Below are 20,549 nucleotides of genomic sequence, written 5' to 3'. Positions count from 1 at the left end.
ACGCTTTGTGACTGACGGGTTAAGCGCCCCTCTGGCGGCTTAACGACCGATTCAGGCCGTTTCTGCCAGAGGCTGATCGGCCCCTTGACGGAGTGCGTTCAGGAGCCGCTTGGCCTGGACCACCGACTGCGAGGAACCCCGCGCCGAGGCCGCTCCTTCGAGCCCCGCGAGCTCGCCCCGGGCCCCGCACCGCTCCACGCAGTCGGCCGCCACCGCGAGCACCTCGCCGAGCCCCCGCACCGGCTTCTCCGCGCCGAGCAGCTCCGGCAGCATCGCCTCCAGGACCGCCCAGACCGTCCCGTACGCCCCGGTGGCGGCCGCCGTGCGGACCGCGTCCGTCAGCCGGTTCGGCTTGAGCGACCCCTCCGCCACCAGCCACGCCAGCTCCGACCCGAGCGCCCGGGCGTTCAGCTCGCCCCGCGACGCCAGGACGAGCAGCGCGTCCACCGCGCGCAGCCGGTCGTCGGAGTCGACACAGCCGAGACCGAACGCCAGGGCCAGGTGCACCGCGCGGCCGACCGGCCCTCCGGCCTCGACCAGCGCGGTCAGCGGCTCGGTCGTCCCGCGCTGGTCCCCGTCGACGCAGTGCGCCATGGCCGGAAGCAGACAGGCCGCCAGGACCTCGCGGTCGGCCGGGAGCACCGACGCCCACTGCGCCCGGTCCCCGACCCAGTGGTAACAGCGGCGGGGCGTCACCCGCACGGCGCCGCCCAGCCAGTGGAAGGCGGGCGGGAACTCCTCCCGCACCACGGCGCGCTCGCCGAACTCGACCACGGTCCGGTCGATCAGCCACCACTTCCCCGAGGACTGCTCGCTCCCCCGGGGGAAGAACCGCACGGTCGCCCCCAGCGCGTCCTCGTCCCGCAGCCAGGCGGCGAGCCGCAGACCGGCCGGAGTGCCGAGCGCCGCCGCCTCCCCGGCCGCCCGCCCCGCCGACGGGTCGGCCCGCAGGACCCGGACCAGGGCCTGGGCGAGATCCACCGGGGCGGGCTCCGCGCCCGCGTCCCGGTAGGCCCGCAGCCGCTCCACGAGGACCGGCGGGTCGATCCCGCCGGTGTGCAGGGTCGGCGTGGCGAGCAGGAACGGCAGCCCGTCCGTGCCGACCAGGGCGGCGGCCTCCCACAGCCGCGCTTCGAGGACGCCCGAAAGCCCCTCGTGGGCACAGGAGTCCCGGTCGGGCACCTCCGCCCGGTGGAGGTCGATCACCGACCGCTTCACGAACCCGAGCAGCGCCGCGAGGACCACATGGATGCCGTGGGGGTGGTGGGTGAAGTGGTGGGGCGTCTCCCAGGTCCCCCTGGGGAACGCCTCCCGCACCGCGTCCCGCACCGCCGCCCGGTCCCGGTGCGCGTGCCGCACCAGACCGTCGAGCGCCCGCTCGAACGCCACGGGGTCCTCCATGAGCCCCTTCGCCACCAGCTCCTCGACCAGCGCCCCGACCGTGGCCGCCGCGGGCGCCACCGGCTCCGGCCCCGGCACCGGCGGCAGGATCTCCTCGTACGGCCCGGAGTCGGGCTCCGCCAGGGCGTCCCCGAACAGCTCCACGGCCGCCCGCCGGTGCGCCGGGCCGAGCAGCCCGGCCGCCTCGGCCAGCTCCGCCCGCACCTCCGCGTCCACGGCGGACAGATGCCTGCCCACCAGCTTGAGCGCCCGCTCCTGGACGCCGGTGTCCTCGTGACCGAAGGCCTCCGCGACGGCGGGCAGCAGCTCGCCGGCCGCGCCCCGCTCCCGCGCGAGCACCTTGCCGACCAGGGTCAGCTGGGCCCGCACCAGCTTCTTCTCGGTGCGGAAGAGCACCGCGCCCGTCATCTCGGCCAGCGCCCCGGCCGGCAGCGCCCCCTCCACGGCCAGCCCCGCCAGGACCTCCTGCGCGTACCCGGCGACCGGCGACGGCGCGTCGGCCGCCATCCCGATCCAGTCCGGGACCCGCTCCCGCAGCTCCTCCCGGGTCGGCGCGAGGAGCCGCAGCACCTCCAGCGGGAACCGCAGGTCCCGCACCCGCCCCCCGCGCAGCAGCCGGGACGCGCACAGGTCCACCACCTCGGCCCGGTCGAGCACCCCCTCCGCGACGAGCGTCGTGATCGCCGTGGGCCAGTGCGTCGGCGCCTCCGGACCGACCGACCAGGTCATCCGGTCGGGGGTCTCGCCCATCGCGAGCGCGTGCGCCACCAGGACCGGGGTCTGCGGGTCCGCGCGCAGCCGCTCCGGGAGCCGCTTGTCGGTCACCTTCCGCGTCCAGCCCAGGACGTAGCCGTCGGTCGCCGGGACCGGACAGCCGGAGCGCACCACGAGCCCGCGGATCAGTTCGTAGACGGTCTCCGCGACGTTCCGCCGCTTGGCGAGCCGTCCCGCCACGTCCGCCAGCCAGGCCGGATCCCGGCCGGCGAGCACCGCCAGGACCGGGGTCGCGTCCTTGAGCTCCCAGCCCAACATGTCGCTGCCGGAGAGCCAGGTCGCGGTCGCCGCCGCCCCCGTGTGGCACCCGGCCCCCGCCACGTACAGGCCGCGCCGGATCCGGGCCGCCTCCTGCCCCCGCTTCCAGTCCCAGGAGCGGACCTCGGCGCGCAGCGCCTTCAGCCTCCCGAGGGCTTCCTTGCGCGCGGCGGCGTCCAGCGGTTCCAGAAGCTTCGGCACCCGCTGGGCCTGCCCGGAGCGCACCGCGTCGAGCAGCCGCTCGACCGCCGCGCCTCCTCCGGTCGCACCCCGCGCACCGTCCTCCACCGACACCGCCGCACCGCTCTCCGCACCGATTCCCATGCCTGCCCCCATTGTCTTCCGTCCCGCCCCTTCGATCCGCTCCCCGATGCCGGTCACCGCTCGGGCCGCCCGCTCCCCGATGCCGGCCGCCGGGCCCGTCACGGCGCGGCCCCGGCCGCGACCACCGCGCCCCGCCGGACCATCCGCACCGCGAGCGCGTGCTTGCACGGCCCCCGGCGCCCCCGGTGGTCCGCCCACCACCGGCAGGTGCAGCTCAGGACCCCGCCCGACTCCCGCACCCGGTAGCGCCGGTCGCCCGAGGCCACCGCCGCCGACTCCCCGTCGAGCTCCACGGCCCCCTCCGCGACCAGCCGGCGCGCGCTCACCAGACGCGGGTTGTGGCGCTCTGCGCGGTCCGCGTCGTACGGCAGCTCCCGGTGGAAGTAGGCCGCGTCCGCCACGTCGTACCCCACCCGCCCGGCCGTGCCGAGCCGGATCAGCGCCGCCCGCACCCGGTCGGCCGACAGGCCCGCCTGCGCCGCGAGGTCGGCCGGGTCGACGCGCGGCTCCCAGGCGAGCAGCACCGCGATCAGCTCGGCGTCCTGCTCCGCCTCCTCCGTGGCGAGCGCCTCCAGGACCCCGCCCTCGCCGGAGAAGCCCCGCGCCGGGTCGGGCGACAGCGTGAGCGTCAGCCGCATGCCCGGCAGGGTCACCTCCCAGGCGCTCGCCGAGGCCGCGCCGTCCGGCACCGGCCCGTACACCCGCAGCCCCGTCGCGTACCGCAGCACCCGCTCCAGGGCGACCAGCCGGTCCGGCCCCGGCAGGCAGACCGCGCCCGACCCCGGCCGGGTCGTCGGCCGCAGGGTCCGGCCCGACCCCACGACCCACAGCGGACCGCGCCCCCGGGACTGCGTGCGCGGCAGGGACCGGAGGAACCGCACGGCCTCCGCCCCCGTCAGCTCCGCCCGCAGGTCGAACCGCGCCGAGGCGACCTGGGCCTCGGCGAACCCCCGCAGCCAGCGGTCCGGCAGCGGCACCTTCTTCTCCACGACCGCGCCCGCGAGGGTGCTCACCGCCATCTCGTCGGGGCCGACCCTCAGGTGCAGCGGATCGTCCCCCGTCATCCGCGACAGCGCCTCGCGCAGCGGGTCGTTGACGTCGACGTTGGTGGTGCCGTGCCCCGTCTCCGCACCGCCCAGGCCCTCGTCGAGCACGTCCAGGCGCGCGTACACCCCGCCGCAGCCGGAGAAGGACTCGAACCGCAGCCGGTCCCCGTTCCCCGTCACCACCGGATCCAGCGAACCCGGGCGCGTCCGCTGGTGGTAGCGGGCCGTGGCCACGTCGGCGACCGCCAGCAGGCCGCGGGCGGCGACCTGCGGCGAGGCCAGGAAGCCGGAGAAGAAGCGGGGATGGGCCTCGGCCCCGCGGGGCGTGAGGCCCCCCGCCGTCTCCAGGCCGAGCAGCCGGCCGGAGCCCGTGGACTCCAGCGCGGACGGGCGTGCGTAGGCGAGCGCCTGTACGGATCGCGTCATGGAAAAACCGTAGGACCCGCCACTGACAACGCCGCCGGCCAGGGGTTTTCGGGCCGGGGGTCACCCCTCCCCGGGGGCCGTGCCGTCCCGGGCCCGGGACATTCCCGAGCCGGGATCGCTCCCGGTCCCGCCCCACCCCCGGACCCGTGTCACTGACCGACCCGCCCCGGCCGCAGCACCTTGCTGAACAGGACCTTCCCGCCCTCCGCCCGCAGCCGCACGGTCAGGTCCCCGCTGTGGCCGTCGATGTCGACCTCGCCGAAGTACGACGGGCTCTCCATCGGCGACAGGTTCCCCCGCTCCGGAGCCCGCACGAACACCCGCTCGGGCCCGAAGGTCCCGTCCAGCGCGCTCGCCGGGAACGCGCCCGCCGCCAGCGGCCCGGTCACGAACTCCCAGAAGGGGGCGAAGTCCTGGAAGGCCGCCCGCTCCGGCGCGTAGTGCTGCGCCGAGGTGTGGTGCACGTCCGCCGTCAGCCACAGCGTGCCGGTGATCCGCCGGTGCTCGACGAACCGCAGCAGCTCCGCGATCTGGAGCTCCCGGCCCAGCGGCGCACCCGGGTCGCCCTGCGCGATCGCCTCGAAGTCCGCCGCCCCGTCCGGCACCACCAGGCCGATCGGCATGTCGGCCGCCAGCACCTTCCACACGGCCGTCGACGCGGCCAGCTCCCGCTTCAGCCAGGCCAGTTGCTCCGCGCCCAGGATGCCGGTGGTGTCGTCGGCCTGCCGGTTCGGCGAGTTGGGGTTCCGGTACGAGCGCATGTCGAGCACGAAGACGTCGAGCAGCGGCCCGTACCGCACCACCCGGTGCACCCGCCGCCCCTGTCCGCCGTGGCCGCCGTGTCCTCCGGGCACGTGGAGGGTGGAGACCGGCGTGTACTCGCCGAAGGCGCGCGCCGCCCGGGCGGCCAGGACGTCCACGTCCTTCTCCGCGTACCGGGGGTCGTCCAGGATCTGCCCCGGGTACCAGTTGTTCCGCACCTCGTGGTCGTCCCACTGCACGATCGACGGCACCCGCGCGTTGAACGCCCGGACGTTGTGGTCGAGGAGGTTGTACCGGAAGTTGCCCCGGTACTCGTCGAGGGTCTCGGCGACCTTCGACTTCTCCGGCGTCGTGACGTTCCGCCAGATCCGCCCGTCCGGCAGGGTCACGCTCGGCTCGATCACCCCGTCCGCGTAGATCGCGTCACCGCTGCACAGGAAGAAGTCCGGGTCGAGCCGGCGCATCTCGTCGTACGCGCGGAAGCCGCCGACGTCCGGGTTGATGCCCCAGCCCTGCCCCGCGACGTCCCCGGACCACAGGAAGCGGACGCCGTCGCGGCGCCGGTCCGGGGCCGTGCGGAACGTGCCGGTGACCGGCTCGCCCGTACGGCGCGGGTCGTCCGGGTCCGCCAGGGTGACCCGGTAGTGGATCTGCTCGCCCGCCGGCAGACCCCGCAGGGCCGTGGTGCCGGTGAAGTCCGTGCCCGCCCCGAGCAGCGGCCCGCGGTGGCGGCGCGCCCGCCGGAAGGACTCGGTCGCGGAGGTCTCGACGATCATGCGCGCCGGACGGTCGGAGCGCACCCACACCAGACCGGAGGAGGCCGTGACGTCGCCCGTCTGCACGCCCCACGCGGCCCGGGGCCGGCCGGAGAGGGCGAACGCGGGGGCGGCGAGGCCGGCGCCGCCGAGGGCGAGCGCGGCCGACGCGGCGAGCGAGCCGCGCAGCAGGCCGCGGCGGGCGGGGGCGGCTGAGGGGACGGACTCGGGGACGTACTCGGGGACGGGGGAGGAGCCGGGCACGGGGCGGGACATGGAGGGGCCTCCGGGAGGTGGTCGATTCCGGTCGTGGGCGGTACGCCGCCCCATGCCTAACGGCCGGGAACGGCGCCCGCGCGAACCCCGCGTGAACAGATCATCCCGCCGGCCCCGCCCCGCCGCCCACCGCCTCCGCCAGCAGCCCCACCCCCTCCGCGATCGCCGACGGCGTCAGGTGCGCGTAGCCGATGACGAGCCGTACGTCCCCGTCCGCCGGCCGGGCCGTGCCGTACTCCTCCAGGGACCGCAGCGCCACCCCCGCCCCCGCCGCCCGCGCCAGGAACCGTTCCGGCGGCCCGAAGCGCGCCGGTACGCGCGCGATGACGTGCAGTCCGGCCGCGATGCCGCTCACCCCGGTGCCGGGAAGGTGCTCGGCGAGGGCGGCGAGCAGCGCGTCCCGCCGCTCCCGGTAGGCGCGCTGGCAGCGGCGCAGCTGCCGGTCGTACCCGCCCCGCGTCACGAACTCCGCGAGGACGGCCTGGTCGAGGACCGGATTGCCCAGGTCCATCGTCCGCTTCCGCTCGACGACCTCGCCGAGCAGCTCCTCCGGGACGAGCGTCCAGCCGAGCCGCAGCCCCGGCGCCAGCGACTTGCTGACCGATCCCGCGTAGACGACCCGTTCCGGATCGAGGCCCTGGAGCGCGCCGACCGGCGCCCGGTCGTACCGGAAGTCCCCGTCGTAGTCGTCCTCCAGGACGTAGCCGTCGACCGTCCGCGCCCAGTCGAGGAGCGCGGCGCGGCGCCCGGCCGACCAGCCGATCCCGGACGGGAACTGGTGCGAGGGCGTCACGACCACGGCCCGTACCCCCGAGGCGGCGAGCGGTCCCGGGCGCAGGCCCTCCCCGTCCAGCGGCAGCCACACGGTCTCCATGCCGGTGGAGGCGAAGAGGCGTCCGTGCTCCGGGCTGCCGGGATCCTCGACGCCGACCGTGCGCAGCCCCCGCGCCCGCAGCACGAACCCCAGGAGCGTCGACGCCTGCGCCACGCCCGAACAGACCACGAGCCGTTCCGGATCGGCCACCACGCCCCGGCGCCGCGCCAGCATCCCGGCCAGCGCCTCGCGCAGTTCGGGGAGTCCGCGCGGGTCCGGATAGCCGAGCGCCCGGTGGGGGAGCCGCGCCAGGACGGACCGCTGCGCCGCCGCCCATGCGCTCCTCGGGAACAGCGACAGGTCCGGGGTCCCCGGACGGAAGTCCACCCGGACACCCGGCATTCCGGAAGCCTCTCCCGCTCCGGCCCCTCCCGTCCCGGTCCCTCCCGCTCCGGCCTCTCCTCTCCCGGTCCCTTCCTTCCCGACCTCTCCCGTCCCGTTCGTGCCACGGGCGCCGCCCGCCCCGGTCCTGTCGCCCGTTCTCGCCGTGCCGCTCACCCAGGTCCCCGCGCCCCGTTCGCCGCGCAGGTACCCCTCGGCGGTCAGCTGCTCGTACGCCTCGGTGACGAGGCCGCGCGAGACGCCGAGGTCGGCCGCGAGCTCACGGGTGGACGGCAGCCGCGTCCCGGCCGCGAGCCGCCCCGAGCGGACCGCCTCGCGCAGCGCCTCCTGGAGCGCCCGGCCCCGGCGCCGCGCCGGCGCCCCGACGGCCGGGAGCAGCAGCTCCCACGCGGGCCGTCCTGCGGGCACGCGCTCGGAACGTCCCTCTCCGCCGTGCCGGGCCCGGTCTCCCGGGTCCGTCTCACCTGACGTCATCGCACTTCTGTCCCACGGTCTCGTCCCCCTGTGGCACGCCGTGGACGAGTATGCCGTCTTGACGGCACGGCACGGCACGGCACGGTGGCGGGTCACGGCGCTCGACCGACCTACTTTGTAATGGAAGTCGTTTTCATATAGCGTTCCGGTCGTTCCTTTCGTCACCGGAGGTTGGTCATGGCTGTCCCGAAGCGGAAGATGTCCCGCAGCAACACGCGTCACCGCCGCGCCCAGTGGAAGGCCGTGACGCCCCAGCTGGTGCCGGTCACGGTGGACGGCGTCGTCCACCGGGTGCCGCGGCGGCTGGTGAAGGCGTACGAGCGCGGCCTGCTGCGCCCCGAAGGCTGAGTGCGGTGGGCGACACCGACCGGCGGCTGCCGGTGACCGTGCTCTCGGGCTTCCTCGGCGCCGGCAAGACCACACTGCTCAACCATGTGCTCACCAACCGCGGCGGCCCGCGGGTCGCGGTGATCGTCAACGCCATGAGCGAGGTCGACATCGACGCGGCGCTGGTGCGCGGCGGCGAGGCCGCCCTGTCGCGGACCGAGGAGCGGCTGGTCGAGATGACCGACGGGTGCATCTGCTGCACCCTGCGCGACGACCTGCTGGAGGAGGTCGACCGGCCGGCGCGCGAGGGCCGCTTCGACTACCTGCTCATCGAGTCCAGCGGCGTCTCCGAACCCCTGCCGGCCGCCGCCACCTTCGCCTTCCCCCGGGACGACGGCGCGACCCTGGGCGACCTGGCCCGTCTGGACACCATGGTCACCGTGGTGGACGCGGCGAACTTCCTGTCCGAACTCGCGGGTGGCGACGGTCTGGTGGAGCGTGGCCTCGACCAGTACGAGGAGGACGGACGGTCAGCGACCTCCTGATGGACCAGATCGAGTTCGCCGACGTCCTCGTGCTCAACAAGCTCGACCTCGTCGGGGCGGCCGACGCCCTTCGGCTGCGCGCCGCCCTGACCCGGCTGAATCCGGCCGCCCGGGTGGTGACCGCCGTCCGCGGGCAGGTGCCGCTGGGGCAGGTCCTGGGAACCGGCCCGTTCGACCTGGAGCGCGCCCAGGAGGCCCCGGGCTGGGTCATGGAACTCAACGGCGACCACGTGCCGGAGACCGATGAGTACGGGATCTCCAGCCTCGTCTTCCGCTCCGGGAGGCCCTTCCGTCCGGGCCGGCTGTTCGCCTTCGTGACCGAGGGACTCGACAGCGGCGCCTTCGGGGACGTCCTGCGCTGCAAGGGCTTCTTCCGGCTCGCCGGCCGGCCCCGGATCACCGGGCTGTGGTCGCAGGCCGGCTCCGTGGCCCGGTTCGAGCCCTCCGGCGTCCGCGACGACGCCCAGGGCCAGGAGCTGGTGTCCATCGGCACAGGCCTGCGGGCCGAAGCCCTCGAAGCGGCGCTGGAGGGCTGCCTGATGGCCGAGGGCGAACCCCTTCCGCCGGTCGACCCGTTCCCCGCGTGGGACTCCCACGGGATCGACGACGCCTGCGAGCACGAGGGCCCCGCGCTCACGCGGTCGGCGTGACGAGCTCCGGGTCGGGCGGTGGTCGCAGCCACGGCACCGCCCGACCCGGCTTCTTCCTCGTTCCTCGCCGCCCGCCCGGTGGGGCCGGCGTCCAGGACTCCTGCGGCGTGCCGAGCGAGGCCCGGGGCCCGCGCGCGTCGATCTGCGCACGGGCCCGGCCGTTCTCGTACGGGTGGGGCTCAGGGCGCGTCCGAGGGGCGGGCGCGCTGCCAGGCGCCGTCCGCCAGCAGGCGCAGGCCGTTGAGGCCGACGAGCACGGTGGAGCCTTCGTGCCCGGCGACGCCGAGGGGCAGCGGCAGGGTGCCGACCAGGTCCCAGACGGCCAGGACGGCGATGAAGGCCCCCGCGACGACGAGGTTCTGGACCACGAGCCTCCGGGCCCTGCGCGAGAGGTTCACCACGGTGGGGACGGCGGTCAGTTCGTCGCGCACGACGACGGCGTCGGCGGTCTCCAGGGCGAGGTCGGAGCCGGCGCGCCCCATGGCCATGCCGGTGTGGGCGGCGGCCAGGGCCGGGGCGTCGTTGACGCCGTCCCCGACGACCAGGACCCTGGCGCCGGCATCCTGGAGTTCGTGGACCGCGGCCACCTTGTGCTGCGGCAGCAGGCCCGCGCGGACGTCGGTGATGCCCACGTCGGCGGCGAGACGGGCCGCGGCGCGCGGATTGTCCCCGGTGAGCAGGACCGGTGTCCGGCCGGTGAGGTCGCGCAGGGCGCGGGTGGCGGCGACGGCCTCGGGCCGCAGGCGGTCGGCGATCCCGAGGACGCCGGCCGGCCGCCCGTCGAGAGTGACCAGCACGGCCGTGCTCCCGTCCTCCTCCATCTCCGCGGCCAGGACGGCGGCCGGGTGGGCGGGGTCGTCGAGGAGCGCGGCGGGACTGCCGACGGCGACGGCGCGGCCGTCGACCGTGGCGGTCACCCCGGTGCCGGGGGTGGAGGTGAAGTCCCGGGCGACGGGCAGGGCGATCCCGCGCTCCCCGGCGGCGTCCACCACGGCGCGGGCGAGGGGGTGTTCGCTGGGGTGCTCGGCCGCCGCCGCGAGGCGCAGCAGGGCGTTCCCGTCGAGGCCGCGTCCGTCGTCGAGCGGGCGCAGCGCGGTCAGGCGCGGAGTGCCCTGGGTGAGGGTGCCCGTCTTGTCGAGGGCGACCGCGTCGACCTGGCCGAGGCGTTCCATGACGACGGCGGACTTGACCAGTACGCCGTGGCGGCCGGCGTTCGCCATGGCGGACAGCAGGGGCGGCATCGTGGCGAGCACCACGGCGCACGGTGAGGCGACGATCATGAAGGTCATCGCGCGCAGCAGTGTGGACCGGAGGTCCGACCCCAGGAGCAGGGGGATCGTGAAGATCAGAAGGGTGGCGGCGACCATGCCGAGGCTGTAGCGCCGCTCGACCTTCTCGATGAAGAGCTGGGTGGGCGCCTTGGTCTTCGCGGCTTCCTCGACCATGGCGACGATCCGGGCGACGACCGACTCCGACGGGTCGCGTCCGACCTCCACCCACAGGGCGCCGGAGCCGTTGAGGGTGCCCGCGAAGACCTCGTCGCCGGACCGCTTGGCCACGGGCAGCGGCTCGCCGGTGATGGTGGCCTGGTCGACGTCGCTCGTGCCGCCGGTCACGCGGCCGTCCGCCCCGATCCGCTCCCCGGGGCGTACGAGGACGGTGTCGCCCACCGCCAGGTCGGCGGCCGGGACGGTCTCCTCCGTGCCGTCGTCCGCGAGTCGGCAGGCGGTCTCCGGCGCCAGGTCGAGCAGGCCGCGCACGGAGTCGGCGGTGCGGGCCGTGGCGACGGCCTCCAGGGCTCCGGAGGTGGCGAAGATGACGATCAGCAGCGCGCCGTCGAGGACCTGTCCGATCGCGGCGGCGCCGAGGGCCGCCACCACCATCAGCAGGTCCACGTCCAGTGTCCTGTCCCCGAGGGCCTTGAGCCCTTCCCGGGCCGGCTCCCAGCCGCCGGAGACGTACGTGGCGGCGAACAGCGGTCCCCACAGCCAGGCCGGCGCGTCCAGCAGGTGGAGCGGGAGGGCGAGCAGGAACAGGACGAGGGCGGCGAGGGCCCACCGGGCCTCGGGCAGGGCCAGGAGCCGGGTGCGCCGTCGGGGCGCGGCCGGAGCCGCTCCGGTGGTGGCCGGCGGAGGTGATTCCACGACAGGGGGCATGGCGAGGCGACCCTTCACGGGCGGACGGGGTGACACCTCCACCATACAAGAACATATGAAGAGCCTTTCAGGTTTCTTCCGTATCATGACCCCATGGGCCATGGAATGAACACCACCGGCAGCGCCACCACCCGCGAGCGCCTCGACGCGGTCGGCGCCGCCGACGTGGCCGCGACCCTCCAGGCCCTCGCCACCCCGTCACGGCTGTACATCCTGGCCCGGCTCCGGGAGGGGCCGTCCTCGGTCGGCGACCTCGCCACCGCGGTCGACATGGAGCCCTCGGCCTGCTCCCACCAGCTCCGCCTGCTGCGCAACCTCGGGCTCGTCACCGGCGAACGCCACGGCCGGTCGATCGTCTACGCCCTCCACGACGACCACGTCGCCGAACTGCTCGACCAGGCGCTCCACCACGTGGAGCACCTGCGCATCGGCGCCCGCGACCTCTCCTCCGAGCCCGTCGGCTGAGCGCCGCCGTCCTCACGAGGGCAGGTGGGCGAGGCTGCGGTTGAGGGCGCTGTCGGGACGGGCGGTGAGTTCCTCCCAGGTGCCCTCCTCCGCGACGCGCCCGGCCTCCAGGACGGCGATGCGGTCGGCCCTGCGGATGGTGGCGCGACGATGGGCGATGACGACGGTGGTACGCCCTTCCGCCCGGATCAGGGAGGCGAGACGGGCCTCGCTCGCGTTGTCCAGATGGGCCGTGGACTCGTCCAGGACCAGGACGCGCGGCCGGACCAGGAGCGCCCGGGCGAGGGCGACACGGGCCCGCTGGCCTCCGGAGAGGGTGGCGCCGCGCTCGCCGACCGGGGTGTCCATCGGGGCGATCCGGTCGACGCCGCACAGACGGGCCGTCTCGGCGAGGAGGCCCTCGTCGGCCCCGGGGGCGGCGAGCCGCAGGTTCTCGGCGAGGGTGCCGTGGAAGAGGGGCGTCTCCTGGCCCACCAGCGCGACGGCGCGCCTGAGTTCGGCATCGGCCAGTTCCCGTACGTCGATCGCGTCCCCCTCGGCCGGCAGCAGCTGCACCGCCCCTCCGGACGGGTCCCAGAAGCGGGCCAGGAGGTGGGCGCAGGTCGACTTGCCGGAGCCCGAGGCACCGACCAGGGCGAGCGTCTGCCCCGCGCGGACGGTCAGCTCGACGCCGTCCAGGACGGGCCCGCCGCCGTAGTCGAACGTCACCCCGTGCAGCCGGACGCCCAGCGGGCCGGGCGGGAGGGCGCGGGGCGCGGCGGGCGGCGGAGCGAGCGCGGGGGCGTTGAGGGCCGCGCCGACGCGGGAGGCGGCGGCGCGCAGGGACACGGCCCGGCTCAGGGACCGGGCCGACTCCGCGACGGGACCGAGGACGGCCAGGGAGAGCGCCACGGCCGCCGGTGCCCACGCACCGTGCAGCCGCCCCGAGGCCGCGGACTGCGCCGCCGCGGCCACCACCCCGAGGACCGCCGTCACGACGAGGAGATCGCGGACCGCGGCGACACCGGCCTCCCACGCGGCCTCGGCGCGCTGGGCGTCGCCCACCCGCCGCCCGCGCTCCGCCAGCCGGCGGCGCCGCCCGGCGAGGGCGCCGAAGGCGAGCAGCTCGCGCAGTCCGTCCACGGTCTCCACCGTGTCGGCCGACAGCTCGGCGACGGCCGCCCGGGTGCGGGCGCCGCGCACCGCGCGCCCGCGCGCCTCGGCGAAGGGGGCCACGGCGAGCAGCGCCGCGATCGGCAGCACGGCGGCCAGGAGCCACGGTTCCGCCGCGGCGAGGACCGTCGCGCCGCCGGTGAGGACCGTCGCCGCCGCCAGGAGCTGGGCGGTGGTGTGGGCGTAGAAGAACTCCAGTGCCTCCACGTCCGCCATGGCGGTGGCCGCGAGGTCGCCGCTGCGGCGGCCGGCGACGCGGGCGGGCGCGCTGCGGGCGAGCCCGTCGAAGACGCGTACGCGCAGGGCGGCCAGGACCCGGTAGGCCAGGTCGTGCGAGAGGTCCATCTCGCGCCAGGTCGCCAGGGCCCTCAGGAGGACCAGGGCGACCAGTGCGGCGACGGTGCCGGACGACGGGGCCTCCGCCTCGATGACCGCCGTTCCCACGGTGTGTGCCGCGAGCGTCACGAGGGCGACGAGGGAGCCCTGTTCGAGCAGGGCGGCGGCGCAGGTGCGGGCCGTCGTGGCGCGGTGCCCGGCGAGGGCGGGGAGGAGGGCGCGCAGGGAGCCCGGTTCGGGCGCGCCCGCCCCGGCGGCGGGGGCCCCGGCGGCGGGGGCCCCGGCGGTGGTGACGGTTCCGGTGGCGCTGCTCATGCGGCGAGTTCTCCTCGGTGGTCGTGGCCGGCTTCGACGAGCCGCGTGTAGACGCCGCCGGCCTCGACCAGGCCGGTGTGGTCGCCGACGGCGTCCACCCGCCCCGCGTCGAGGACGACGATGCGGTCGGCGTGGCGGACGGCGGCGAGCCGGTGGGCGATGACCAGGACGGTGCGGTCGCCGGCGGCGTCGAGGAGTTCGCGGACGATGCCGGCCTCCCGGCGTTCGTCGACCGAGCTGGTCGCCTCGTCGAGGACGAGGACCGGGGCGTCGGCGAGCAGGGCGCGGGCGAGCGCGAGCCGTTGCCGCTGTCCGCCGGAGAGGGTGGCGCCGCGTTCCCCGAGGACGGTGGCGAAACCGTCGGGGAGGGCGGCGATCTCGTCGTGGACGCCGGCGGTGCGCGCCGCCGCCGCCAGGTCGTCGTCCGTGGCGCCGGGACGGGCCGCGCGCAGGTTGTCGGCGATGGTGGCGTGGAAGAGGTACGTCTCCTGCGACACCACGGCGATGCCCCGCCGGAGCGCGTCGAGGAGGTACTCGGTGGTGGGGCGCCCGTCGAGGAGGACGCGGCCCCCGTCCGGATCGTGATGGCGCAGGAGCACGGCGAGAAGGGTGGACTTGCCCGCGCCGGACGGGCCGACGATCGCGGTCGTGCGTCCCGCCGGCGCGGTGAAGGAGACCCCGCAGAGGGCGGGCGCCGTCGCGCCGTCGTAGGTGAACCGGACGTCCTCGAAACGGAGTTCCGGGGGCCCCGGCCAGTCAGCGGGCGCCGTCCCGGTGTCGTGGACGGCCGGTTCGGCGGTGCGCAGTGCCGCGATCCTGTCCGCGGCCGACACCCCCAGGTAGCCGGCGTGCCACTCGCGGGCCAGGTCACGGACCGGCCGGAAGCACTCGGAGGCGAGCAGCAGCACCAGATAGGTGCCGGTCGCCGTGGTGGATCCGCCGAGGACCGCGTGACAGGCGAGGAGCGCGGCGGCGGCGGTGCCGCCCTGGATCGCGAGGTCGGTGATGCCCGTGTCCGCCAGGGAGACGCGGAGTTTGGCGACGGTCGCCCGGTGCAGGGCCGCCGAGCGCTCCTCCAGACGTACGCGGGTGCGGCCGACCGCGCCGGCGGCGCGCAGGGCCGGCATGCCCTGCAGCGCTTCCAGGTAGTCGGCGCCCAGACCCTCGTACGTGTCCCAGTGCTCCTTGCCCCGGGCGGCCAGGAGCCGGTCCCAGGCGCGCGGGCCGCACAGGGCCAGCAGCAGGGCGGGGACCAGGCCGAGCAGCGCCACCGGTTCCACGAGGGCCAGGACGGCGAGCACCAGGGGCGGCACGGTCAGGGCGACCAGCAGCTGGGGCAGGTAGCGCGAGACGTAGGCGTCGACGCCCTCCACCCCGTCCACGAGGGTCGTGCGGACGGCTCCGGCACGCGCGGTGGTCGGATGGGCGGGCCCCAGGCGTCCCAGACGGGCAAGGAGTTCGTCCCGCAGCGCCACCCTGACCAGCGCTCCGGCGCGGGTGGCGGTGCGCCGCTGCCGTGTGCCGAGTCCGGCACGGGCGGCGACGGCGGCGAGCACCGCGGTCAGCAGCCACGGGAGCCGTTCGGTGCGGCCGCGGGCCACGTCGGCGAGGGCGAGGGCCAGCAGGGCCGCCTGGACGAGGTGGGTGAGGGCGACCGCGCCGTGCAGGAGGGTGGCGGCGAGCAGGGGGCGGCGTGCGCACCGGGCGGCGCGGCGCAGTTCGGGGTGGACGATCACGGGGTCTTCTCCTCGTCGGCGTGGCGGGTGCCGAGGGCCAGTGCGTGGACGATCCAGTCCCGGCCGGGGGCGGCGCCGAGCGCGGCGCCGAGGTCCGCCCGCTGCCAGGAGCCCACGGGCCGGGCGGCCAGACCGTGCCGCCGGGCGGTCAGATGGGCGAGGTGGACGGCGAACCCGGCCCGCAGGTGGGTACGGCGGATGTGCTGCGCGTCGGCGTCCTCGGGGCAGCCGTGGGCGAGCAGGACGGCGCCCGCGTCCGCGATCCACGCCTGGCCCGCCGCCCAGGCCGCGAGCGTCGGGCGGGCATCGCCCGCGGCGCACCGGCGCGGTGCCCCGCCGTCGGGGGCCGGTTCCACGAGACCGGGGCCCGGGGGGCCCACGGCGGCGCACCACCGCAGGTCGCCGCCGCCGGAGGCGGTCGCGGTGGCGAGGACGGCCCGCAGCGCGTCCGGGGGAGGGGACCCCGTCGGCGACGGGGCGCTGCGTCGGGCCAGCAGCTCCTCGGGTACGGGCGACCGCGAGGGCGAGGCGCGGCCGGGACCGGGCGGGGCGACGCGTACGGCTGCCAGGGGGTGCTCGGAGGCTCCGTCCAGCACGGGTTCGGCCTCTCCCGCCCCCGACGCGCCGGCCGCGAGGAACAGCGCCCCGGCGGCGTGCCCGGTGTCGAGGAGCAGCAGCGGCAGGGCGCGGTGGCCGTAGTGGGAGACCGTGCGCCGTGCGGTGACGGAGAGTTCGACGACCACGCCCGGCGGTGTGCCGTCGGGCTGCCGGCCGAGCCGGTGGACGCGGTGGCGCAGCGGGTCGTAGCCGTAGCGGCCGGGCGGCAGCGAGCAGCCGGCGCCGACGACGAGCACGGCGTCGACCGGGTGCAGCGCGCCGGCGGAGGGAGTCGGACGCAGCCGCCCCGAGGCGTCCGAGGCCGCCAGGGAGAGGCGCAGCAGGGCACCCAGGTCGAGCTCCGCCGGTCCGGGACGCGGAATCGGACGCGACGGCCCCGGCCGGACCGGAACGCGCGTCCCGGCGGAGGTGTCGGGCCCGGGGACCCGGGAGGAACGGGCGAGAGCGAGCCGGACGCCGAGCCCCGCGGGGCGACCGGAGCCGGGGTGTTCGCCATCCGCCGGGCGGCCGGAGCAGAGGCGGTCCGCGCCGGGGTGTTCGCCGTCCGCCGGGCGGCCGGAGCAGAGGTGTTCCACGGTGTTCCTCACATGTGCGGCGGAGGGGCGAGGGTGAAGTCCTCGGGGGCCTCCGGCGCGGTCGTGCGCCAGCCCCGTCGGACCGCCTCCCCGGCGAGCCGCGGGCAGCCGAAGTAGCCGAAGGCGGCGGGGGCGTTGGGGAGGAGGCCGGAGACGAGGACCCGGGCCACCCGCAGCGACGTCTCGGCCACGTCCTCCGTGGTCAGGTCGAACGTCATGACGCGGTGGCCGCCCGCGCGCAGCGCCCCTTCCAGCCGCTCGCGGCTGCCGGGCTCGACGGCGTCGACGCCGACGGTCCCGAGGACGGGATCGGTGAACCGCCGCGCCTCGGCCGCCATCCGCTCGTCCAGCCACACCTGCACGTGCGCGCCCAGGTCCCGCACGTGCTCGAACCGTTCGCCGCACGCGTCGAGGTAGCGGCCGTCGGCGCGGTGCTCCAGGTAGAGCCCCCGGGCGAGCAGTCCGGCCTCGACGGCCTGGAAGACCCAGCCGTCGGGGCCGGTCAGGCCCTGGGTGAAGACCCAGGTGTGGACGGCTTCGAGGACCGCCTTGCGGGCGGCCTCGGCCGGGTCGTCCTTGCAGGCGAACCCGGCCGCGTACAGGCCGAGGCGCGGATCGTGGACGAGGGCGGCCACGCACGGGGCGAACTCCGAGGGCATCTCCACGAGGTGGACGTCGAGCGCGGAGCCGGCCAGGTCGTCCAGGAGGCCGGGCACGCTCGCCGGGTCGATGCCGCGGGCCGGTCCGTCGAGGTGCCACCACAGCTCCAGGGCGTCGCGTTCGACGATCTCCAGGAGGCCGCGTCCGACGGCGTCGTCGAGGCCCTGCCCGGTGGCGATGCCCGCGTAGTTGAGGTGGTGGGTGCGGGGCAGTTCGCGCAGGTCGCCCTGGCGCCAGTTGAGATGGGTGAGGGCGACGGGGGCCCAGACCTCCGTGGTGTCCCCGTCGGGCAGCAGCTCGGTGCCGCGCGTCCACAGGGACGGGGTGTCGGCGGTGAGGGGGCGGTACGGGAACTTCTCCCGGGCGTACTGCCAGGGGGCGTACGCGGGCAGGTCGCCGGGGCCGTAGAGCCGCAGGCCCTTCTCGGTCAGTTCGGCGGCGGTGGCGCGCAGCGGCGCCTCGGGGTGGCCGGGCGGCGGCACGCGATTGCCGCAGTACCGCTCCACGCCCTCGGCTATCGCGGCGATCCGGGCCTGTTCGGGGTCGCCGAAGGTGGTGCCGAGGGAGACCCGGTCGGCCGGCCACAGGCCGAGTCTGCGGGCGTCGGACACCTCGGCCGTGAGCGCGGTGTAGCGGGGCGGGGCGCCCGCGGGGTGTTCGACGGGCTTGACCTTGCGGACGATGCCGCAGAGGGGGTCGACGAGTGCTTCCGGCGGCAGCGCCGTCATCGCAGGATCTCCTTGGCTGGATCGGTGGAGGTGGGGCGGGAGGCGAGGACGTGCAGGGTCAGCGTCACGCTCCCGGGGGCGACTTCCCGTCCGGAGGGGAGCAGACGGGCGGCCGTGACGGGGTCGTCGCCGGTGTGGGGGTTGCGGGCGTGCGCGGGGAAGTGGTGTCCGGCGATCTCCAGGCGGAGCCGCACACCGGCCCGCAGCCGACGCGCGATCCGGCCGAGGTGGACGGTGAACTCCCCGGCCCGGCCCACCGGCCGCTCGCGACGCAGGACGCCGACGGCGAGTCGTTCGGCGGTCCCTTCCGGGGTGAGGGCGACGAGCCGGGCGATCCAGTCGGCGGACGGGGTGTCGGCGGCGGCCCGCAGCCGTACCCGTACGGGCCCGACGGCGTCCAGCGGGCGCGGCAGCGGCGGGGTGGTCAGCAGGCAGCGGTCGGGGAGCCCGCGGGTGGGCACCGCGAGGTCGTCGGAGCGGACGGGGCGGCCGGGGTCGGCGGTGAAGACGGAGCCGTGCAGCGGCCGCAGCCCGTACGCGCGAGGTTCGCCCGCCGTGTCCGCGGGCAGCCAGAGGTCGCCGCCGCCCAGCGCCAGCGCGCCGTGACGGCCGGGGGCGAGTCCACCGCTCAGGGCGCGGCGGGCCCAGCACGCGTACAGCTCGCCGAGGTCCACCCGGTGGGCGGGCCCGGCGCCGGGTCCGGGCGCGGAGACCAGGCCGTGTCCCCAGGGGCCGAGGAGCAGGCGGGCCGAGGACCCTCCCCAGGCGCGCCACAGGTCGAAGGTGTCCTCGGTGAAGTGGTCGTGGTGTCCGCCGACCGCGAGCAGGGGCACGCCGGCGTGTGCGGCCCGCGCCGTGGGGCGGCCGCGCGCGTGGTGCCGCCACAGTCCCGCCCAGGAGGGCAGGCTCCGGCCCAGCCGGTCGGGCAGACCGGTGACCGGCAGGTGGGCGAGCAGTCCGGGATCGGCCGCCAGGGCCCTGTCCAGCGCGCTCTCGTCGGAGTCGCGCCGGTCGCCGTGGGCGGCCCACCATCCGGCGCGGGACAGCAGCCTCTCCACCCCCGAGGGTTCGCGTGCCGTCTCGGCGGCGCCGAGCGCGGGTACGGCGGCGACGACGGCGTCCGGGCGCGCCTCCCGGTCCGCTTCGAGGGCGAGCACGAGGGCGCAGTGGGCGCCGTAGGAGCCGCCGGCGGCGACGTACCGTCCGTCGCTCCACGGCTGTCGCCGGATCCACCGCGCCGTCGCCGCCCCGTCGGCGGTCTCGTTCTCGTACGGCCGCCACTCCCCGGCCGAGGCGAACCGGCCCCGCACGTCCTGGACGACGGCGGCGAAGCCCCGGCGGGCCCAGCCGTGCGCCTCGGCCCGGTGCCGGGTGCGGTCGTAGGGGGTGCGGAGGAGGACGGCGGGGAAGGGGCCGGGGCCGTCGGGGAGCCGTACGTCCGTGGCGAGGCCGTCGACGGCCGTGGGCGAGGACGTCATCCGTCCCTCTCCGGCATGGGGGCGACGGCGGGCACCGGGAGGACGGGACGGTCGGTGACGGTCAGCGCGCGCAGGTCCACGTGCCGGAGCCGGCGCCGCGCCGGGACGCCCGGTGCGTCCGGGGCTCCGGTGGCCCACCGGGCGAGGTCGTCGGCGAGCAGGGCCGCGAGCAGCGCGGCGGCGGGGACGGTGAGGCGGACCGGCTCGCCGGACGTGCGGGGTCCGCTCCAGTAGGCGGCCAGCTCGCGGTGGGCGGGGGTGGCGGCCAGCCGGCGGGCCCGGACGTGCGCGGCCGTGACGTCCCCGGGGGCGGTGGCGAGGGGTTCGACGTACGCCTGCCAGCCCTCGCGGTGGCAGCGGAGCCAGGCGACCCCGTGCTCGGGCAGCCGGTCGGCGGCGTCCCACAGTCCGTCGGGCACGGGACCGTCGAGGCACCACACGACGGCGGCGGGGTCCCCGTCGAGCAGGTCCTCCGTCTCCGGCGGCGACGCGGCGGGCGTCGTGCGGGGGGCGGCGCCCAGGGCGGTCAGGTGGGCGGCCAGCGGTCCGGTCAGCGCCGGGTCGCCGAGGAGCCGGACGTCGCGCCGGGCGGCGGGCCACCGCGGGCGCCGCGCCGCGTCGGCCAGGTAGCCGGCCTCCTCGAAGCCCCGGGCCACACGGCGCAGTTCTTCGTCGGCGGAGGCCGCGTGGTCGCCCGAGAGCAGGGAGAGCAGGGCGTTCTCGTCCGCGTGTCCTGTCCTGACGCCGAGGAACCCTCCCTCGGCGGTGCGGACGGCGAGACCCCGTCCGGGCACGGCGACGACTTCGACACCGGGTACGAGCCGGTTGGGTGGCACGACGTTCCTCCTGGTCGCGGGGCTTGGCGCGGGCGTGGGCCCGCCCGGAAGGCAGCGGGCGGGCCCACGGTCGAGGGCGGTGGGCCCCCGCTTACTCCTCGGTGTCCTCGAAGGGGTTCTCGACGAGGGCGTTGGAGTGGGAGGCCGAGTCGTGGGCCAGCTGACCCGGGTCGGCGATCGGGGCGAAGATCTGCTCGTTGTCCATGAACTCTCCTTGTGTGTAAGGGAGATGCGGCGTTCGGTCGAGCGCCGTGGACGAC

General features: G+C 76.6%; 14 protein-coding genes and 1 pseudogene. 3 read left to right on the top strand and 12 right to left on the bottom strand.

The annotated features are described in order from the left end of the window. Nucleotides 1–51: 51 nt before the first annotated feature. From ACFY7E_RS23320 to ACFY7E_RS23305, 4 genes are all read right to left on the bottom strand, one after another. Nucleotides 52–2,757, bottom strand: coding sequence for a DUF6493 family protein (locus ACFY7E_RS23320; protein WP_389487745.1), 2,706 nt, complete (start codon nt 2,755–2,757; stop codon nt 52–54). Between the two features lie 98 nt (nt 2,758–2,855). Further along, nucleotides 2,856–4,229, bottom strand: coding sequence for an SWIM zinc finger family protein (locus tag ACFY7E_RS23315; protein WP_389487743.1), 1,374 nt, complete (start codon nt 4,227–4,229; stop codon nt 2,856–2,858). 149 nt (nt 4,230–4,378) lie between these two features. Next, nucleotides 4,379–6,022 (bottom strand): alkaline phosphatase D family protein, encoded by a 1,644-nt coding sequence (locus tag ACFY7E_RS23310; RefSeq protein ID WP_389487741.1) that lies wholly within the window; start codon nt 6,020–6,022, stop codon nt 4,379–4,381. Nucleotides 6,023–6,122: 100 nt separating this feature from the next. Further along, nucleotides 6,123–7,712 (bottom strand): PLP-dependent aminotransferase family protein, encoded by a 1,590-nt coding sequence (locus ACFY7E_RS23305; protein WP_389487739.1) that lies wholly within the window; start codon nt 7,710–7,712, stop codon nt 6,123–6,125. 177 nt (nt 7,713–7,889) lie between these two features. Between ACFY7E_RS23305 and rpmF the strand changes: the two genes are divergently transcribed. Both rpmF and ACFY7E_RS23295 read left to right on the top strand, forming a co-directional pair. After that, a complete protein-coding gene (gene rpmF / locus ACFY7E_RS23300; RefSeq protein ID WP_389487737.1) occupies nt 7,890–8,060 on the top strand; it encodes a 50S ribosomal protein L32 in 171 nt (56 codons plus the stop codon). Nucleotides 8,061–8,065: 5 nt separating this feature from the next. Further along, a pseudogene (locus ACFY7E_RS23295) lies at nt 8,066–9,234 on the top strand (CobW family GTP-binding protein). A gap of 179 nt (nt 9,235–9,413) precedes the next feature. Here ACFY7E_RS23295 and ACFY7E_RS23290 read toward each other — a convergent pair. Beyond that, nucleotides 9,414–11,390 carry a heavy metal translocating P-type ATPase gene (locus ACFY7E_RS23290; protein ID WP_389487735.1) on the bottom strand — a complete coding sequence of 659 codons (1,977 nt, stop codon included), beginning with the start codon at nt 11,388–11,390 and terminating at the stop codon, nt 9,414–9,416. A 93-nt stretch (nt 11,391–11,483) separates the two neighbouring features. Here ACFY7E_RS23290 and ACFY7E_RS23285 point away from each other — a divergent pair, with 93 nt between their 5' ends. Then, nucleotides 11,484–11,855 carry an ArsR/SmtB family transcription factor gene (locus ACFY7E_RS23285; protein ID WP_383443283.1) on the top strand — a complete coding sequence of 124 codons (372 nt, stop codon included), beginning with the start codon at nt 11,484–11,486 and terminating at the stop codon, nt 11,853–11,855. Nucleotides 11,856–11,867: 12 nt separating this feature from the next. Here the strand turns inward: ACFY7E_RS23285 and ACFY7E_RS23280 are convergent, their stop codons facing one another. The 7 genes from ACFY7E_RS23280 to amiA all read right to left on the bottom strand — a co-directional run bounded on the left by ACFY7E_RS23280 (nt 11,868) and on the right by amiA (nt 20,494). Beyond that, the gene (locus tag ACFY7E_RS23280; protein ID WP_389487733.1) at nt 11,868–13,658 is read right to left on the bottom strand and encodes an ABC transporter ATP-binding protein; all 1,791 of its coding nucleotides are present in this window, start codon (nt 13,656–13,658) and stop codon (nt 11,868–11,870) included. After that, nucleotides 13,655–15,394, bottom strand: a complete 1,740-nt coding sequence (locus ACFY7E_RS23275; RefSeq protein WP_389487731.1) for an ABC transporter ATP-binding protein/permease — start codon at nt 15,392–15,394, stop codon at nt 13,655–13,657. The genes ACFY7E_RS23280 and ACFY7E_RS23275 overlap by 4 nt, the downstream gene beginning before the upstream one ends. Beyond that, on the bottom strand, nt 15,391–16,587 hold the full coding sequence (locus tag ACFY7E_RS23270; RefSeq protein WP_389487729.1) for a SagB/ThcOx family dehydrogenase: 1,197 nt from the start codon (nt 16,585–16,587) through the stop codon (nt 15,391–15,393). Before ACFY7E_RS23270 ends, ACFY7E_RS23275 begins: the two co-directional genes overlap by 4 nt. Nucleotides 16,588–16,595: 8 nt before the next feature. After that, nucleotides 16,596–17,975: a YcaO-like family protein gene (locus ACFY7E_RS23265; protein WP_389487727.1), complete on the bottom strand. Its 1,380-nt coding sequence runs from the start codon at nt 17,973–17,975 to the stop codon at nt 16,596–16,598. Beyond that, nucleotides 17,972–19,453 carry a CocE/NonD family hydrolase gene (locus tag ACFY7E_RS23260; RefSeq protein WP_389487725.1) on the bottom strand — a complete coding sequence of 494 codons (1,482 nt, stop codon included), beginning with the start codon at nt 19,451–19,453 and terminating at the stop codon, nt 17,972–17,974. The genes ACFY7E_RS23265 and ACFY7E_RS23260 overlap by 4 nt, the downstream gene beginning before the upstream one ends. Further along, nucleotides 19,450–20,289 (bottom strand): hypothetical protein, encoded by an 840-nt coding sequence (locus ACFY7E_RS23255; protein WP_389487723.1) that lies wholly within the window; start codon nt 20,287–20,289, stop codon nt 19,450–19,452. The genes ACFY7E_RS23260 and ACFY7E_RS23255 overlap by 4 nt, the downstream gene beginning before the upstream one ends. Before the next feature lie 91 nt (nt 20,290–20,380). Further along, a complete protein-coding gene (gene amiA, locus ACFY7E_RS23250; RefSeq protein ID WP_243900507.1) occupies nt 20,381–20,494 on the bottom strand; it encodes a streptamidine family RiPP in 114 nt (37 codons plus the stop codon). Nucleotides 20,495–20,549: the final 55 nt, after the last annotated feature.

This window comes from Streptomyces sp. NPDC012825 (assembly GCF_042900925.1).
Classification (GTDB): Bacteria; Actinomycetota; Actinomycetes; order Streptomycetales; family Streptomycetaceae; genus Streptomyces.
This window is presented reverse-complemented; position numbering and strand designations above follow the sequence as displayed.

Bases quoted from the DNA above. Each gene is read 5' to 3' on its own strand.
- ACFY7E_RS23320 (WP_389487745.1), bottom strand. From the start codon at position 2,757: ATGGGAATCGGTGCGGAGAGCGGTGCGGCGGTGTCGGTGGAGGACGGT.
- ACFY7E_RS23315 (WP_389487743.1), bottom strand. From the start codon at position 4,229: ATGACGCGATCCGTACAGGCGCTCGCCTACGCACGCCCGTCCGCGCTG.
- ACFY7E_RS23310 (WP_389487741.1), bottom strand. From the start codon at position 6,022: ATGTCCCGCCCCGTGCCCGGCTCCTCCCCCGTCCCCGAGTACGTCCCC.
- ACFY7E_RS23305 (WP_389487739.1), bottom strand. From the start codon at position 7,712: ATGACGTCAGGTGAGACGGACCCGGGAGACCGGGCCCGGCACGGCGGA.
- rpmF (WP_389487737.1), top strand. From the start codon at position 7,890: ATGGCTGTCCCGAAGCGGAAGATGTCCCGCAGCAACACGCGTCACCGC.
- ACFY7E_RS23290 (WP_389487735.1), bottom strand. From the start codon at position 11,390: ATGCCCCCTGTCGTGGAATCACCTCCGCCGGCCACCACCGGAGCGGCT.
- ACFY7E_RS23285 (WP_383443283.1), top strand. From the start codon at position 11,484: ATGGGCCATGGAATGAACACCACCGGCAGCGCCACCACCCGCGAGCGC.
- ACFY7E_RS23280 (WP_389487733.1), bottom strand. From the start codon at position 13,658: ATGAGCAGCGCCACCGGAACCGTCACCACCGCCGGGGCCCCCGCCGCC.
- ACFY7E_RS23265 (WP_389487727.1), bottom strand. From the start codon at position 17,975: ATGACGGCGCTGCCGCCGGAAGCACTCGTCGACCCCCTCTGCGGCATC.
- ACFY7E_RS23260 (WP_389487725.1), bottom strand. From the start codon at position 19,453: ATGACGTCCTCGCCCACGGCCGTCGACGGCCTCGCCACGGACGTACGG.
- amiA (WP_243900507.1), bottom strand. From the start codon at position 20,494: ATGGACAACGAGCAGATCTTCGCCCCGATCGCCGACCCGGGTCAGCTG.